The organism is Anaerostipes sp. 992a (assembly GCF_001940245.1).
Taxonomy (GTDB): Bacteria; Bacillota; Clostridia; order Lachnospirales; family Lachnospiraceae; genus Fimousia.
Genome location: NZ_MJIG01000004.1, coordinates 549726 through 566597, shown reverse-complemented (window position 1 = coordinate 566597; position 16872 = coordinate 549726). Strand labels below are relative to the sequence as shown.

At 38.7% G+C, this 16872-nt stretch carries 15 protein-coding genes; 14 read left to right on the top strand and 1 reads right to left on the bottom strand.

Features of this window, described 5'->3' with window-relative positions:
* The first annotated feature begins 5 nt into the window (after positions 1-5).
* The 10 genes from dapA (at position 6) to BHF69_RS06930 (ending at position 9078) form a co-directional block, all read left to right on the top strand.
* Positions 6-890, top strand: coding sequence for a 4-hydroxy-tetrahydrodipicolinate synthase (dapA, locus tag BHF69_RS06975; RefSeq protein ID WP_075670320.1), 885 nt, complete (start codon positions 6-8; stop codon positions 888-890).
* A 12-nt stretch (positions 891-902) separates the two neighbouring features.
* Complete coding sequence (gene dapB, locus BHF69_RS06970) at positions 903-1658, top strand: 4-hydroxy-tetrahydrodipicolinate reductase (protein WP_075670319.1); 756 nt, start codon at positions 903-905, stop codon at positions 1656-1658.
* A 120-nt stretch (positions 1659-1778) separates the two neighbouring features.
* Positions 1779-2975 carry a pyridoxal phosphate-dependent aminotransferase gene (locus tag BHF69_RS06965; protein ID WP_075670318.1) on the top strand — a complete coding sequence of 399 codons (1197 nt, stop codon included), beginning with the start codon at positions 1779-1781 and terminating at the stop codon, positions 2973-2975.
* A 1-nt stretch (position 2976) separates the two neighbouring features.
* On the top strand, positions 2977-4029 hold the full coding sequence (gene hisC / locus BHF69_RS06960; RefSeq protein WP_075670317.1) for a histidinol-phosphate transaminase: 1053 nt from the start codon (positions 2977-2979) through the stop codon (positions 4027-4029).
* A gap of 180 nt (positions 4030-4209) precedes the next feature.
* Positions 4210-4893 (top strand): DUF5688 family protein, encoded by a 684-nt coding sequence (locus tag BHF69_RS06955; protein WP_075670316.1) that lies wholly within the window; start codon positions 4210-4212, stop codon positions 4891-4893.
* A 41-nt stretch (positions 4894-4934) separates the two neighbouring features.
* Positions 4935-6071 carry a sporulation integral membrane protein YtvI gene (gene ytvI, locus BHF69_RS06950; protein WP_083651150.1) on the top strand — a complete coding sequence of 379 codons (1137 nt, stop codon included), beginning with the start codon at positions 4935-4937 and terminating at the stop codon, positions 6069-6071.
* An 8-nt stretch (positions 6072-6079) separates the two neighbouring features.
* Positions 6080-6928, top strand: coding sequence for a thymidylate synthase (thyA, locus tag BHF69_RS06945; RefSeq protein WP_075670315.1), 849 nt, complete (start codon positions 6080-6082; stop codon positions 6926-6928).
* A gap of 97 nt (positions 6929-7025) precedes the next feature.
* Complete coding sequence (locus tag BHF69_RS14835) at positions 7026-7175, top strand: MerR family DNA-binding transcriptional regulator (protein ID WP_442855855.1); 150 nt, start codon at positions 7026-7028, stop codon at positions 7173-7175.
* 41 nt (positions 7176-7216) lie between these two features.
* Positions 7217-8395, top strand: coding sequence for an RNA-guided endonuclease InsQ/TnpB family protein (locus tag BHF69_RS06935; protein WP_075670314.1), 1179 nt, complete (start codon positions 7217-7219; stop codon positions 8393-8395).
* Positions 8396-8586: 191 nt separating this feature from the next.
* On the top strand, positions 8587-9078 hold the full coding sequence (locus BHF69_RS06930; RefSeq protein ID WP_075670313.1) for a dihydrofolate reductase: 492 nt from the start codon (positions 8587-8589) through the stop codon (positions 9076-9078).
* 81 nt (positions 9079-9159) lie between these two features.
* Here BHF69_RS06930 and BHF69_RS06925 read toward each other — a convergent pair whose 3' ends face one another.
* The gene (locus BHF69_RS06925; RefSeq protein WP_075670312.1) at positions 9160-10413 is read right to left on the bottom strand and encodes a peptidoglycan-binding protein; all 1254 of its coding nucleotides are present in this window, start codon (positions 10411-10413) and stop codon (positions 9160-9162) included.
* 190 nt (positions 10414-10603) lie between these two features.
* Here BHF69_RS06925 and BHF69_RS06920 point away from each other — a divergent pair, with 190 nt between their 5' ends.
* The 4 genes from BHF69_RS06920 to carB all read left to right on the top strand — a co-directional run bounded on the left by BHF69_RS06920 (position 10604) and on the right by carB (position 16735).
* Positions 10604-11620, top strand: a complete 1017-nt coding sequence (locus BHF69_RS06920) for a peptidylprolyl isomerase (protein ID WP_075670311.1) — start codon at positions 10604-10606, stop codon at positions 11618-11620.
* The gene (locus BHF69_RS06915) at positions 11610-12230 is read left to right on the top strand and encodes an epoxyqueuosine reductase QueH (RefSeq protein ID WP_075670310.1); all 621 of its coding nucleotides are present in this window, start codon (positions 11610-11612) and stop codon (positions 12228-12230) included. Before BHF69_RS06920 ends, BHF69_RS06915 begins: the two co-directional genes overlap by 11 nt.
* Positions 12231-12461: 231 nt before the next feature.
* Positions 12462-13535: a carbamoyl phosphate synthase small subunit gene (locus BHF69_RS06910; RefSeq protein ID WP_075670309.1), complete on the top strand. Its 1074-nt coding sequence runs from the start codon at positions 12462-12464 to the stop codon at positions 13533-13535.
* The gene (carB, locus tag BHF69_RS06905; protein WP_075670308.1) at positions 13535-16735 is read left to right on the top strand and encodes a carbamoyl-phosphate synthase large subunit; all 3201 of its coding nucleotides are present in this window, start codon (positions 13535-13537) and stop codon (positions 16733-16735) included. The genes BHF69_RS06910 and carB overlap by 1 nt, the downstream gene beginning before the upstream one ends.
* The last annotated feature ends 137 nt before the right edge of the window (positions 16736-16872 follow it).

The window sequence follows — 16872 nt, the reverse complement described above, 5'->3', positions numbered from 1 at the left end:
GGACTATGGCAATTTTTGAAGGAGCAGGTGTAGCATTGATTACACCATTTTGTACAGATGAATCTGTAGATTATGATCAGCTCGAAAAGGTAATTGATTACCAGATTGAGAAGGGGACAGACAGTATTATCATCTGTGGTACTACAGGAGAAGCATCTACGATGTCTCATGAAGAGCAGTTAGAGGTAGTAAAGGCTTGTGTGGATCATGTAAATAAGCGAGTACCTGTGATTGCAGGAGCAGGATCTAATTGTACAAGAGAGGCTGTATATCTGGCAGAGAAGTCAGCTCAGATTGGCGTTGATGGATTATTAGTGGTAACACCTTATTATAATAAAGCGACTCAGGGTGGACTGGTTCAGTATTATACAGATATCGCAAAGGCATCTGATGCTCCGATCATCATGTATAATGTTCCAGGAAGAACCGGATGTAACATTCAGCCGGAGACAGCAGCAAAATTAGTAAAAGAAGTAGATACGATTGTTGGAATTAAGGAAGCAAGCGGTAATATTTCCCAAGTTGCAAAGCTGATGAGCCTTACACAGGGAGATATTGACCTTTATTCAGGCAATGATGACCAGATCGTTCCAATTTTATCTTTAGGCGGTAAGGGCGTTATCTCTGTATTATCCAATGTTGTACCAACAGAAACACATGAGATCGTTGCAAGCTATCTGGCTGGCGATGTGAAGAAAAGCCGTGAACTTCAGTTAAAGTATATTGAATTGATTGATGCATTGTTCTGTGAAGTAAATCCAATTCCTGTAAAGAAAGCAATGGCAGAATTAGGATATTGTACAGGTACTGTCAGAGGACCATTGACAGAGATGGAGCCTGCACATGCGGAAAAGATGATTCAGATCATGAAAAAATTAAATATTTTATAAGAGGTACAAAAGATGATAAAATTAATCATGCATGGCTGCAACGGAGCCATGGGACAGGTGATCAGCAAGATCGTCGAAGAGACAGAAGGCGCTGTCATGGTTGCCGGAATTGACCGTGTAGATGAAGGAAAGAACGACTATCCTGTCTTTACAGATATAAAAGAATGCGATGTAGAAGCAGATGCTATCATTGATTTTTCGGCAGCACCAGCAGTAGATGCTTTGCTGGATTATGCTGTGGAAAAACAGATTCCTGTTGTAGTATGTACGACAGGATTATCCGATGAACAATTGGCAAAGTTGGAAGAATCCAGCAAGAAAGTAGCAGTATTGCGTTCAGCTAACATGTCACTGGGTGTCAATACATTATTAAAATTAGTAAATGCAGCAACCAGGGTATTAGCAGAAGCAGGATTTGATATTGATATCGTAGAAAAGCATCATAGAAAGAAATTAGATGCTCCATCTGGCACAGCAATTGCATTGGCTGATGCAATCAACGATGCTTTGAATCATGAATATGAATACGTATATGATAGAAGTGAAAGAAGAGAGCAGCGTCCGGTAAAAGAAATCGGAATTTCTGCTGTTCGTGGTGGAACCATCGTAGGTGAACACGAAGTTATTTTTGCGGGACAGGACGAGGTAATCGAATTTAAGCATACTGCTTATTCCAAAGCAATCTTTGGAAAGGGTGCTGTCAGTGCAGCCATGTTCCTGGCAGGAAAACCGGCAGGGCTTTACAACATGAGCCATGTAATCGGCTAATAGATCACAATGCGAAACAGCTATGATTCCATGGAATCATAGCTGCTTTTTATTACATTAAGAAATTCCTCGAATTTGTTATGTAATAAAATTTAGCATTTCATTTTAGGGAGGAAAAATATGCTATCAGAGAAAGTACTTGCAATGACGAAACAAAAATCAATTATTCGTGAAATTTTCGAATATGGAATGGAAAGAGCAAAAGTGGTAGGTCCGGAAAATGTTTTCGATTTTAGTATCGGAAATCCAAGTGTTCCGGCACCAGAATCTGTGGATCAGGCGATTTATGGTATCATGAAAGAACAAAATCCGGTAGAGCGTCATGGATATGCACCGAATGCAGGAATCCCATCTGTCAGAGAAACTATTGCCAATTCTTTAAATCGCAAATATGAGATGGATTATACCGCCAATAATATTTTTATGACCAATGGAGCAGCTGCATCCCTTGGTATCTTATTTAAAGTGTTGACCAATGGAGCGGAGGATCAGATTATCACATTTGCACCATATTTTCCAGAATATCAGGCATATGCGATTTCAGCAGGAGTTCATCTTGAGGTGATTCCGGCAGACGTAACTTCTTTTCAGATCAACTTTGAAGTATTGGAAGAAAAGTTGACCAGTAATACGAAGGCAGTGTTGATTAATTCCCCAAACAATCCTTCTGGAGCGGTATATTCAAAGGAAACCATTCAGAGGTTGGCTGCGCTGCTGGAAGAGAAGCAAAAGGAATATGGTCATCCAATCTATATTGTTTCCGATGAACCATATCGAGAAATCGTATACGATGGTTTTGAAGTTTCCTATGTTCCACATTATTATGATAATACTTTGGTATGCTATTCTTATTCCAAATCTCTATCACTTCCGGGAGAAAGAATTGGATACATTGCATTTTCCAATCGCATTGCAGATGCAGATGTGATGCTGGGGGCGCTGGTTCAGTCAGCCAGATTATTATCCTATGTATGCGTACCATCCATGTTTCAGAAGGTCGTGGCAAGATGTGTGGATGATACAGCTGATCTATCTGTATATGCAGAGAATAAGAAACTGTTCTATCAGGCACTGGTAGATATGGGATATGAATGTGTGGAACCAGGAGGAGCCTTTTATTTATTTCCAAAAGCATTGGAAGAAGATGCAAATGCTTTTTGTGAAAGAGCGAAAAAATATGATCTGTTACTGGTACCGAGTGACAGCTTTGGATGTCCAGGACATGTGCGCATCAGCTACTGTGTAGAGCCAGAACGAATCAAACGGGCATTGCCATTATTTAAAAAACTAATTGATGAATACAAAGGAGAAAAGTAAAATGGGAAACTGGAGAGATAATATTCGAAAGGTAGTTCCGTATACACCGGGAGAACAGCCAAAAAGAACAAATCTGATCAAGTTAAACACCAATGAAAATCCATATCCACCATCAAAAAAAGTGCAGGAAATGATGGGAAAAGTAGAAGGATGGAGATTATATCCAGATCCTGCAGCCGGTAAGCTGGTTCATGCGCTGGCAGAATATCATGGATTATCGGATGATCAGGTGTTTGTAGGAGTTGGATCTGATGACGTGCTTGCTATGGCATTTATGACATTTTTCAATTCAGAAAAGCCAGTCTTTTTCCCGGATATTACGTATTCTTTTTATGATGTCTGGGCGGATCTGTTCAAGATTCCATATGAGACAAAGGCATTGGATGAGAACTTTTATCTTCGAAAAGAAGATTATATGGAACCAAATGGCGGGATTATATTCCCAAATCCAAATGCACCGACAGGAGTTTTGGTAGATTTGGATTTTATAGAAGACATCGTTCAGGCAAATCAGGATGTAATCGTAATTGTAGATGAAGCCTATATTGATTTTGGCGGAATATCTGCAAAACCGTTGTTAGAAAAATATGAAAATCTTCTGGTCGTACAGACCTATTCAAAATCTCGTTCACTGGCAGGACTTCGAATTGGTTATGCTATGGGAAATAAGGAATTGATCAAGGCAATCAATGACGTAAAATATTCTTTTAATTCTTATACCATGAATCAGCCGGCAATCGCCATAGGAGCAGCAGTACTGGAGGATGAGGAATATTTTCAGGAAACGATAAAGAAAATTATAGATACACGGGAATGGTTTAAGGAGGAGATGAGAAATCTGGGATTCTCTTTTGCAGATTCAAAGTCCAACTTCTTGTTTGTTACTCATGAGACAGCTGAGGCGAAGGATATATTTGAAGCTGCAAAGAAAGAAGATATCTTTGTAAGATATTTTGATAAGCCTAGAATCAATCATTATCTTCGAATTACCATTGGAACGAGAGAAGAGATGGAAAGCTTTCTAAAATTCGTAAAAGATTTTTTAACAAAATAATAAAATAATTCTTAAAAAATGTAAAAAATTTACAACCCTCTTGAAATATGCGTTATTTTTCTGTAGACTATGTAAAAATGACTGAGTCATTTCAGGATTTACACGGAGAAAGTGTTTAGAGTCTTAGGGGGATACGGCTTTGTTCTATGTAATCCTATGAAGAATAGGAGGACATGTTCAATGAAGTATGAAGAATTTAAAAAATATGTCAATGACAATGTGGATGTATCGATGGAATCAGATGGAAATCAGGAAGAGGGAGTCTTTTCCTATGGAAGGATTCGACCGAGAATCTTTTATCGGGTGATTTCTGCTCTGCAGAATGAAGAATTGCTAAGGCGATGTCCCCATGTCCGGTTATTTGACATGGCGATTACTTTTCGATGGTTGTTTCATCAGGATGAAAGGGGAATTTCCTCAGCTTTGATCCAAAACGATCATTTGGAATACTGGGAAGTGGACGAGGTGGAGATGATTCGGACAGCCCTGTGGAATACGCCAAGATTATTTCCGGTAAAAAGATGTAAGATTTTAGAGGCAATCAGACAGTGGGTGGATCTTGGAGGTCCGGATCTTCCGTTATATGTACTGACTAATGCCATAGGAATTAATGGTGCCGCAACCATTTTCTATCCGGGTGCTTTGGAGGCATTCGCACAGGAAGTAGGACAGGATTTCTATATTCTTCCATCCAGCATACATGAAGTTCTTCTGATTGCCAAGTCTGAGGTTGAGGATTCTCGTAATCTGAAGGATATGGTCTGGGAAGCCAACCGGACTGTAGTCTCTGAGAGGGAGCGGCTGTCGGATCAGGTTTTGTATTATGATTGGAAGAAAGAAGAGGTGCGTCTGCTGGAATCATAAGAGAGGATAGAAGTTCTCTTTGGCATAGAAAGAGAAAGTAGATGATGAAGATGAAACGATGGGAAATTTATTTGGAACTTGTATTTGAATTTGTATTTGGAATCTTTGCGCTCGTACTGTTGATTTATGGTATTCCTAAGCTTCTGGGATTTTTCTGGCCTTTTGTGGTCAGCTGGATCGTGGCTATGCTGGCTGGGCCTCTGTGCAGTTTTCTGGAAAAGAAGTTAAAGGTCTCACGTAAGTGGGGATCTGCTATGATTTTGATTCTTTCTATTTGTGCGGTGGCTGGTGTTATTGTATTGTTGGTTTCTGTTATAGGTAATCAGGCATTGGAATGGGCAGCGGATCTTCCTAATATCTATCATAAAATGATGGAGCAACTGGGAAGTTTTGGAGAGCGAATTTCCAGATGGCATATAGCATCTCTGCCATTTTTGCAGGAAGGCATTCACAAAGTGGTTGTATCTGCAAATTCAGCTATTTCTTCTGTTGTGAGTAATATTGGTGCTTATGGCATGGAACATGCTGGTTCCTTTGCAAAAGGAGTGACCAATGGATTGATTGGAACCATCGTTATGTTGATTTCCGCCTATTTGTTAATTTGTGAGCGGGAAGAGATTATAAAAAACTATCGGAAGATCATGCCGGAATTTATTAAGGAGAAGGTTGACATCTTTTGTCAGAATACCCTGGGAGTTCTGGGAAGCTATTGTCTGGTGCAGATGAAGCTTATGGTGGTCATTGCCATTATTCTATGGATCGGTTTTCTCGTTTTGGGAATCAATTACGGAGTTTTATTTGCGGTTTTGATTTCATTGTTGGATGTATTGCCATTTTTGGGAACAGGAACGGCATTGATTCCATGGGCAATTTATATGATGATTACAGGTCAGGTAAAAGCAGGCATTGGTTTTTTGATCTTGTATGTGATCTGTCTTGTATTAAAGCAGGTATTGCAGCCGAAGATGATTGGGGATCAGATGGAGATGAATTCCTTGATGACTTTGATTCTTATGTATGCAGGATTGAAATTAAAGGGCATTGGAGGGCTGATTCTGGCATTGGTATTTGGTATCTTCTTTACGAATCTGTATAAAAGAGGAGCCTTTGATTCTATGATCAATCGGACGAAGTACCGGCTTACCATGTTGCATGATTTAGAAAAAGAAAATAAGTGAGGACAAAGATGAGCTACGCAGATACATTATTTATTCAGATGTGTAACAATATTATCCAAAATGGGTATAGTACGGAAGGAGAAAAGGTTCGTCCCAAATGGCCGGATGGACAGTATGCCTATACGATCAAGCAATTTGGAGTGGTCAATCGCTATGATTTAAGCAAGGAATTTCCGGCACTTACGTTGCGAAAGACGTATGTAAAGTCTGCTATTGATGAGATTTTATGGATTTGGCAGAAGAAATCCAACAATATTCATGATTTAAAGAGTAATATCTGGGATGAATGGGCAGATGAAGATGGCTCCATCGGAAAAGCTTATGGATATCAGTTAGGCGTAAAGCACCAGTATAAAGAAGGTATGATGGATCAGGTGGATCGTGTGATTTATGATCTGAAGAATCATCCATATAGCCGGAGAATCCTGACCAATATTTATGTTCATGAGGATTTGCATGAGATGAATCTTTATCCATGTGCATATAGCATGACATTTAATGTAACACAAAAACAGGGACATGATAAGTTGACATTGAATGCAGTGTTGAATCAACGTTCCCAGGATATTTTAGCAGCAAATAACTGGAATGTAGTACAATACTCTGTACTGCTTATGATGATTGCACAAGTATGTGATATGGAGGCAGGAGAATTGCTGCATGTAATCGCCGATGCACATATTTATGATCGCCATATACCGATTATCAAGGAATTGATTCAAAGACCAACCTATCCGGCACCTGATTTCTGGATGAACCCGGATATTAAAAACTTTTATGATTTCACATTGGATGATTTTAAGATCGAGAATTATCAGGCAGGTCCACAGGTGAAGAATATTCCAATTGCGATTTAGGAGCGATTGTTAAGCAATCAAAAATATAGATAAATATGTTTATATGTGATGCAATGTGTTTATAAAGAAAGGAGAATTATTTATGAACACATCAAATATCACAAATTATAAACCAAAAGATTTTGCTGAATTACTTGGAGTGTCAGTAAAAACTCTTCAACGTTGGGACAGAGATGGAATTCTCAAAGCAAATCGTATTCCAACTAACAGAAGATATTATATCAATCTTACATGTGTTCAGTTGTAGATTGTATGGATTTCGCAAGTATAAAAATCAGATAAAGGAGGATGAGGAAATTGCGAAAGAGTTACAAAACGGAAATAAACCCAACGCAGGAACAAATACAAAAGATAAATAAAACAATTGGAACTTGTAGATTTATTTATAATTTTTATATTGCCCATAATAAAGAACTTTATAACAAAGGTGAAAAATTTATGACAGCAAAATCTTTTAGTGTATGGCTAAATAATGAATTTCTACTAAATAATCCAGAATATTTATGGATAAAAGATGTGAGTTCTAAGTCAGTTAAAAAATCCATGGAAAATGCGTATACTGCTTTTACCAGATTTTTTAAAAAGCAAAGTAGATTTCCCAGATTTAAAAAAAAGAATAAGTCAGATGTGAAAATGTATTTTGTGAAAAATAATCCAAAAGATTGTTTCTGTGAAAGACATCGAATTAATATCCCTACTCTTGGATGGGTCAAATTAAAAGAAAAGGGTTACATTCCAACAACAAAGCAAGGATATGTGATTAAAAGTGGTACAGTCTCCTGCAAGGCTGGAAGATATTATGTATCTGTTTTGATTGATATTCCAAATACAGAAAAACCAAAATTAAATAATTTTGGATTAGGAATTGATCTAGGCATCAAGGAATTTGCAGTTATCAGTAACGGTATTATAAAGAAAAATGTAAATAAAACCGCAAAATTAAAAAAATTAGAGAAACAATTAAAAAGAGAACAGCGTTGTCTATCGAGAAAATACGAAGACTTAAAAAAACGCAACAATAAAATGAAAGGAGAAGCCACTAGACAAAATATTCAAAAACAAGTCTTAAAGGTACAGAAACTTCATCATAGAATAGACAATATTCGTACCGATTATATCAATAAATGTGTAAATGAGATAGTGAAAACCAAACCATCTTATATTACCATTGAAGATTTGAATGTAAAAGGAATGATGAAGAATAAGCATCTGTCTAAAGCAGTTGCTTCACAGAAATTCTATGAGTTTAGAACAAAACTTGAAGCAAAATGCAAAGAACTGGGAATTGAATTAAGAATTGTAGATAGATGGTATCCATCAAGTAAGCTATGTCATGAATGTGGTTGTATTAAGAGAGATTTAAAACTTTCTGATAGAGAATATATTTGTGAGTGTGGATATCATGCTGATAGAGATTATAATGCAAGCCTTAATTTAAGAGATGCAATATCCTACAAAATAGCATAAAACAAGCGTTTGTAGGCATGTACCGATGGCTTTAGTCGGGAATTTACGACTGTGGACTGTACAAGAACTTGTGAGTAGCGTATTACTTGTAATCGCAAAAGCATACAGGATGAAGCAGTAAGAAAAGTTTGTGAAAACTTTCAATATCTCGATATGGGTATATTTGTCTATATTTTGAGTGGCAGCAAGAGATGAAGTTGATCGTAAATGCAGATAAGAACTGGGGAATTGGAAAGAGTAACCAGCTTTTGGTCCGGATTCCCAATGACATGAAATTTTTTCAACAGATGACCACGGGACATGTGATTGTTATGGGAAGAAAGACATTAGAAAGCTTTCCGGGGAAGATGCCTCTTGCCAAGAGAACGAATATCGTATTGACTACGGATAAGGACTATAATGGGCATGGAGCGATTGTAGTGGGAAGTAAAGAAGAGTTGATGGAAGAGCTGGAGGAATATGAAAGTGATGAAATCTTTATCGTAGGGGGAGAAAGCATCTATCGTATGATGCTTCCTTATTGCGATACCGCTTATGTAACAAAGCTGGATTATGCTTATGATGCGGATACGTATTTTCCAAATCTGGACGAGATGGAGGATTGGGAGATGGTAGAAGAGGGAGAAGAACAAACATATTTTGACATTGAATACTATTTCCGAACCTACCGCAGAAAAAAATAGAATGATATGAAAAAAGGCGGCATAACACCAACATGCAAGAATGCCATCCGGCGTTCTTGCGGTGTATGCGCCTTTTTTCATTTAGCGTAATTCTGCAATTCTGCTTACGGCAACATAGATTTCACTGATTTTATACCAGGTCGGATAGTCGACCACACCAGTAGCAGGAAGTCCAAAAACATTTTGAAATCTGCTGACGGCATTGGCAGTTGCTTCGCCATAGCGGCCATCTGCAGAGATAGTTGGGATGGATGGATAGGTCTGTGCAATTCGATTGAGCTGCTCCTGTATTTGACGGACTTTATCGCCGGTAGAACCTATGGTCAGGTCGCTTCCTGGCCAGGATGCAGGAACTCCGGAGATTTCTTCCGCAGTATTGATATACATATCATTTCCATAATAATAGCGTAGGATCTCAAGAGGAGCATATCCCTGATCACCCAGATATTTGCTGCCCCACTGAGTCATCCAGCCACTGCAGGTTACTCGTTTTCCATCACAGTATTGTGTCAGAATAGGCTGTGTTACATTCGGTCTGGATAGGTAATTGGCAAAAATTTCATCGACCACTTCGTTTATGGTGTCAAAGCTGTTCTTGCCATGAATCCATTTGTGATCGTAAGCAGTGGAGGAGGTGATCGTAAAATCGAATCCTTTGTTGCGATACCACTCGGTATAGACACGGTTTAGCGTAAAGGACATAATAGCCAGTACGTTAGCTTCGATGGTACTCCTTGGCCAGGTAGAATAGATTTCACAGGATGCAACATTTTTAATATAATCCTTGTATTTGACGTAATAATTGCTGGCAGTGGAGTCATTAACTGAACCATCATGTACGATAACATACTCAGGAATGACTACACGGCTTAATACGATTTCGCCTCGTTCTTCCAATGGTTTGATTTCTTCCTCAGGAATCTTTGGCGGGTAATCTCCAAATAAGGTGTGGGGGCCGATGGTAAGTACATCCACTGGATTGGATTGAGCAAGAATTGGAGATAAGCGGGCATCCTGGAGGGCGGTAACCCCTGACATCAGTTCGGCTCCTGCAATGGTCAGAGGTTCAAAGTCTGGTGCAGAAATCTGAAAGGTGTATTCAGAATAGGGCTGATTTTCAGAAGGAGCCATGGAATATTCCAAAGGAGGAGTATCTAAAGTGATCAGCTCTGTCTGACCGTTCGAATCGGTTTCAACCTTTTCAATGACGGAATTAGGGTCGCCGGTATAAGAGATTTCTATGGAAGCATTGGGGATAGGAGCGGCTCCGATACTTGAGGTAACACTGATTTGTAATTTTCCAGTATCTACTAAATTATTTTGTGCAGCTTTCATGGATTCTCCTTATAAAAAAGCTTTGTAGTAGAGTATGATGAAAATAGAAAAATGTTATAAACTCTTTATAAATTTTGTCAATTCTCAGAGGAATTATGATATAGTAATATCGAATAAACATCCGTCTTTACCAGGAATGTTGGTATATTCTTGGGATAGGAAAGACAGTCATAGTATCAAGGAGGAAATTATGCGGCAGAAGTATGCATTCATGGGAATCACCGTTATTTTAACAATGGCATTGTGGGCCAATACCCTATCTGAGAAGAAAAAAGTGTCTTATACGCCAGATTCTGTGGTAATGAAGGTTGGCGATTGTCAGATTACTGTATCGGAGGCCATGATCTATATGTTAGAACGCCGCCAAGAAATTGAATCTGCATGGGGAAGCAAGATGTGGAGTGCGGAGATAGGGACGGATGAGAAGGGAAACAAAGTTACTTATGAAGATGAAGTAAAGGACGATGTAGCAGAACGGATTGAAATCCAGAAGGTCTTGGTGCAGGAAGCAGAGGATCAGGCAATCAAGCTAAGTAAAAAGGAACGGGTGGAATGTAGGAAACAGGCGAAAAAGGAAATTGGAATGTTCGATAGTAAGGAGCTGATCACGTATGAAATTACACTTGACAAGGTCTCTTCATATTATAAAGAGAAGAAGATAGCAAGTAAGATGTATAATAAGATTCTGGAAGATTTTGAGGCAGATTATGATCTGGCAGATTATAAAATGGTGACAGTTTATGAGATGGTATTTCCGACAGTTCAGAGTAATAAAGAGGGAGAACTGGTAGAAGTTAGTGAGACGGAAGATAGAAAACAGAAACAAAGAGCAGATGAAGCGAGAAAGAAGGTTGTTTCTGGAGAGAAGCTGGACACAGTGGCCAGGTATTATGGATTGAGAAATGCAGGAGAGAAGACATTAAATGCTTCAGAGGTTTCTGGTAATCTGTGGGATGAAGTGAATCAGCTGGAGGATGGAGAATGCAGCAGTGTGATGGAAACGGATAATGGATACATGATTGTTCAGATGATTCATAAAAATGACAGGAAGAAGCAGGAAGAAGCAATCAATCAGGAAGTGGAAAAGCAGAAGAAAGAATGGTTCCAGAAGAAGTATAAAGAAGATTATAAAAAGCATTATAAAACAAAGATGGAGGAAGATGTGTGGAAGAAACTTCCACTGGCATCACAGAAGGATGAATCGTAATTATCAAAAAGAGTTGGACCGTTTGTTGTCCAGCATGGAGGGAAAACCACAAAAATTATTTTTGCACAGTTGTTGTGCTCCCTGCAGCAGTTATGTGCTGGAATATCTATCTCAATATTTTGAGATCACTATTTTTTATTATAATCCCAATATTTCACCGGAGGAAGAATACCGAAATCGGGTAGAGGAGCAAAAGCGCCTGATCGGACAGCTGGATACTATATATCCTATCTCCTTTATGGAAGGAAAATATGAACCAGAGAAGTTTTATCAGATGGCCAGGGGAATGGAAGAACTCCCAGAAGGTGGACAGCGCTGTTATGCCTGTTATGAGATGCGTCTGAGAGAAGCGGCCCAAAAAGCGGTAGTCCAAAAGGCAGATTATTTTACGACCACTCTGTCCATCAGTCCTTATAAGAATGCAAGATGGATCAATGAGATTGGTGAAAAGCTGGAGAGGGAATACGGTATTAGGCATCTGCCATCTGATTTTAAGAAGAAGAATGGATACCGAAGATCTATTGAATTATCCAGGCAATACCATCTGTATCGACAGGATTACTGTGGGTGCATTTATTCTAAAATGGAGAGGGAGCGTCAAAAGGATTAATAACATTAATATTTTGGTAGGAATAGTTTTCTATCGATGAAATTTTGAAAAAGTCTTGTATTTTTAAATGAAATGTGTTAGAATCTTTACAATTTAAAAAGAAAGAGAGCTTTGGGGGAAGGACTGCGTTATTGGTAGCTTTGTAACGTTACGGATAACGTTTAGATAAGTATTCCTAATTATAGATGCCTCTTTTTTTTTGAGCTTTTTTAGGAAAGGATAGGTGACACGATGAAGGCATTTTTGATTCTGGAAGACGGCCAGATTTTTGAAGGTCAGAGCTTTGGAGCAGTCAAAGAAGTGGTGTGTGAAGTTGTATTTAACACATCTATGACAGGATATTTAGAGGTATTAACAGACCCATCCTACCAGGGACAGGGAGTTGTTATGACTTATCCGTTAATTGGAAATTATGGAATTTGTTATGATGATATGGAATCTAGAAGAGCTTGGCCAACAGCATTTATTGTTCGTGAAGTTTCTAGACTCGCCAGCAATTTTAGAAAACAGGGAGATCTTGATACATTTTTGAAAGAACAGGATATTCCAGGAATCTGTGGTCTTGATACCCGTGCATTAACCAAGATTCTTCGTGAAAAGGGTACCATGAATGGTATGATTACAACCAATGAGAATTTTGATAAAGAAGAAGTTCTGAGGAAGGTAAGAGAATATCGTGTTGTAAATGCGGTAAAGACAGTAACCTGTGCAGAACCAAGACATTATGAGGGCGATGGTTATAAAGTTGCTTTGATGGACCTTGGTACAAAGAACAATATTGAACGTTGTCTGGTTGAAAGGGGATGTGAAGTAACTGTTTATCCTGCTGATACGAAAGCGGAGACGATTTTGGCATCCAAACCAGATGGAATCATGTTATCCAATGGTCCTGGGGATCCAAAAGAATGTGTCACAATTATTGAAGAGCTTAAAAAATTATATGCAAGTGAAATTCCTATTTTTGCAATTTGTCTGGGACATCAGTTAATGGCATTGGCTGTTGGCGGTGATACTGAAAAAATGAAATACGGACACCGCGGAGGAAACCATCCGGTCAAAGACTTAAAGACCGGAAAAGTATATATTTCTTCTCAGAACCATGGATATGTAGTAAAAGAGGAAAGTATCGACAGAACTATTGCAGAAGTCGCTTTTATTAATGTAAACGATAAGACAGTGGAAGGCCTTCATTATTTAAATAAAAATATTTTAACAGTTCAGTTTCATCCAGAGGCATGTCCTGGACCTGTTGATTCAAACTTCTTATTTGATGAATTTATGAACATGATGGAGGTGTCAAGATAATGCCAAAAGATAATCATATTAAAAAAGTATTAGTAATTGGTTCCGGACCGATCGTAATCGGTCAGGCAGCAGAATTCGACTACGCCGGTACACAGGCTTGTCGTTCTCTGAAGGAAGAAGGTATTGAGGTTGTACTGGTAAACTCTAACCCGGCAACGATTATGACCGATAAAAATATTGCGGATAAGGTCTATATTGAACCTTTGACCGTAGAAGTAGTAGAAAAATTAATTTTAAAAGAAAAACCGGACAGTGTTCTTCCTACTTTAGGTGGACAGGCAGCATTAAATATCGCCATGGAATTAGAGGAACGTGGATTTTTAAAAGAAAATCGTGTCCGTTTGATCGGTACTTCTGCTAAGACGATTAAAAAGGCAGAGGATAGACAGGAATTTAAAGATACCATGGAAAAGATTGGGGAGCCAATTGCACCAAGCCAGGTTGTAAATAACGTAGAGGATGGGCTGGAATTCGTAAAACAGATTGGATACCCAGTGGTACTTCGTCCTGCATATACATTAGGAGGAAGCGGCGGCGGAATCGCAGCCGATGAAGAAGAATTTATTACTATTTTGGAAAACGGTCTTCGATTGAGTCGAGTAAATGAAGTTTTGGTAGAACGCTGCATTGCTGGATGGAAGGAAATCGAATACGAAGTAATGCGTGATGCCAATGGAACATGTATTACCGTATGTAATATGGAAAACTTAGATCCTGTAGGAGTGCATACCGGTGACAGTATCGTAGTTGCACCATCACAGACATTAGGAGATAAAGAATACCAGATGCTTCGTACATCTGCGTTGAAGATCATTTCTGAATTAAATGTAGAAGGTGGATGTAATGTACAATATGCATTGAACCCAGAATCATTTGAGTACTGTGTTATTGAAGTAAATCCTCGTGTCAGCCGTTCTTCTGCACTGGCATCAAAAGCTACTGGATACCCGATCGCCAAGGTAACAGCAAAAATTGCATTGGGATATCATCTGGATGAAATTATAAATGCGGTAACAGGCAAGACTTATGCAAGTTTTGAACCAACCTTGGATTACTGTGTCGTAAAGATTCCAAGACTGCCATTTGATAAGTTTATTCAGGCAAAGAGAACATTGACAACACAGATGAAGGCAACTGGTGAAGTTATGAGTATCTGCACCAATTTCGAAGGGGCATTAATGAAAGCCATTCGTTCTCTGGAGCAGAATGTGGACAGCTTAGACTATGGTCCTTATAAGACATTTACAGATGAGCAGCTGGCAGAAGAACTGAAAAAAGTTGATGACCGTCGTATCTATGTGATCGCAGAATGTATCAGAAGGGGTGTTGCCTTAGATAAGATCAATGAAGTAACCAAAATTGATTTATGGTTCTTGGATAAGATTGCGATTCTGGTTGAGACAGAACAGAAGATTCGAAATGCCAAAGAACTGGACAAAGACTTATTAGCAGAAGCAAAACGTCTTGAATTCCCGGACAATGTGATTGCAAGATTTACCGGTAAAACAGAAGATGAGATCAAGGAACTTCGTATGCAGTATGGAATTACACCTGCATATAAGATCGTTGATACTTGTGCAGCTGAATTTGAAGCTATGACACCTTACTATTATTCTTGCTATGGAAGTGTCAACGAAGTAGAAGCAGTAAACCATAAGAAGAAAGTGATGGTTCTTGGTTCCGGTCCGATTCGTATTGGTCAGGGAATTGAGTTCGATTATTGTTCTGTGCACAGTGTGTGGGCATTAAAAGAGCAGGGATATGAGACGATTATTGTAAATAATAATCCAGAGACTGTATCCACAGACTTTGATATTGCAGATAAATTATATTTTGAACCATTGACAGCAGAGGATGTAGAAAGCATCGTAAATCTGGAAAAACCAGATGGTGCAGTAGTACAGTTCGGTGGACAGACAGCGATCAAGCTGACAGAAGCATTGCGTAAGATGGGAGTGCCAATCTTAGGAACCAGTGCAGAAAATGTAGATGCAGCAGAAGATAGAGAGTTATTTGACGAAATTTTAGAAGAATGCTGTATCCCAAGACCAAGAGGAACAACCGTATTTACTGTAGAGGAAGCGTTAGAGGCCGCTCATGATCTTGGATATCCGGTATTAGTAAGACCTTCTTACGTACTCGGGGGACAGGGAATGCAGATTGCGGTTTCTGATGAAGATATTGTACAGTATCTTGGAATTATCAACCGCCAGCACCAGGAACATCCAATTCTGGTAGATAAATACCTGATGGGAAAAGAAGTAGAAGTAGATGCTGTTTGTGATGGTACCGATGTATTGATTCCAGGAATTATGGAACACATCGAAAGAGCAGGAATTCACTCTGGAGATAGTATTTCTGTATATCCTTCCTTGAACATCTCACCAAAGATCAAGAGGGTTATTGAAGACTATACAAGAAAGCTTGCAAAATCCTTACACGTCATTGGTCTGATCAATATTCAGTTTATCGTACACCAGGATGAAGTATATGTTATTGAGGTAAATCCTCGTTCCAGCCGTACGGTTCCTTATATCAGTAAAGTAACAGGAATTCCGATCGTAGACCTTGCTTCACAGGTGATCGTAGGTGCTAAGATTCGTGATCTGGGATATGAACCAGGATTACAGAAAGAAGCAGATTACTTTGCAGTAAAGATGCCGGTATTTTCATTTGAAAAGCTGCGTGGTGCTGAGATCAGTTTAGGACCGGAGATGAAGTCAACAGGAGAGTGTTTGGGTATTTCTAAGGACTTTAATGAAGCCTTATATAAAGCATTCTTAGGAGATGGCGTAGATTTACCGAAACATAAGAAGATGATTCTTACGGTTAAGGATTCCGATAAGCTGGAGGCAGTAGATGTAGGAAGAAGATTTGCTGCATTGGGATATCAGATTTATTCTACAAAGAATACCTGTCGTATTCTAAATAAGAATGGTGTTCCAGCAACTCCGATCAATAAAATTGAAGAAGAATCTCCAAACCTGTTGGATCTGATCTTAAGTCATGAAATCGATCTGGTTATCGATACACCTTCTCATGGAGTAGGAAAGAGCAGAGACGGATTTTTAATTCGAAGAAATGCAATTGAAACAGGAGTTACCTGCTTAACCTCTCTGGATACAGCCAATGCATTGCTGATCAGTTTGGAGACAGCACATAAAGATAAACTGACTCTTATTGATATTGCGACTATTTAATATAGAAGAAATACGATTGTAACAGCCGGGAAAAAAATGTTCCCGGCTGTTTATATTTAAAAGAAAAAAGAGAAAAATAGTTATAAAAATTAAATGGTTTTACAGTTTATTGACAAAAAAATCATTAGTTGTTAAAA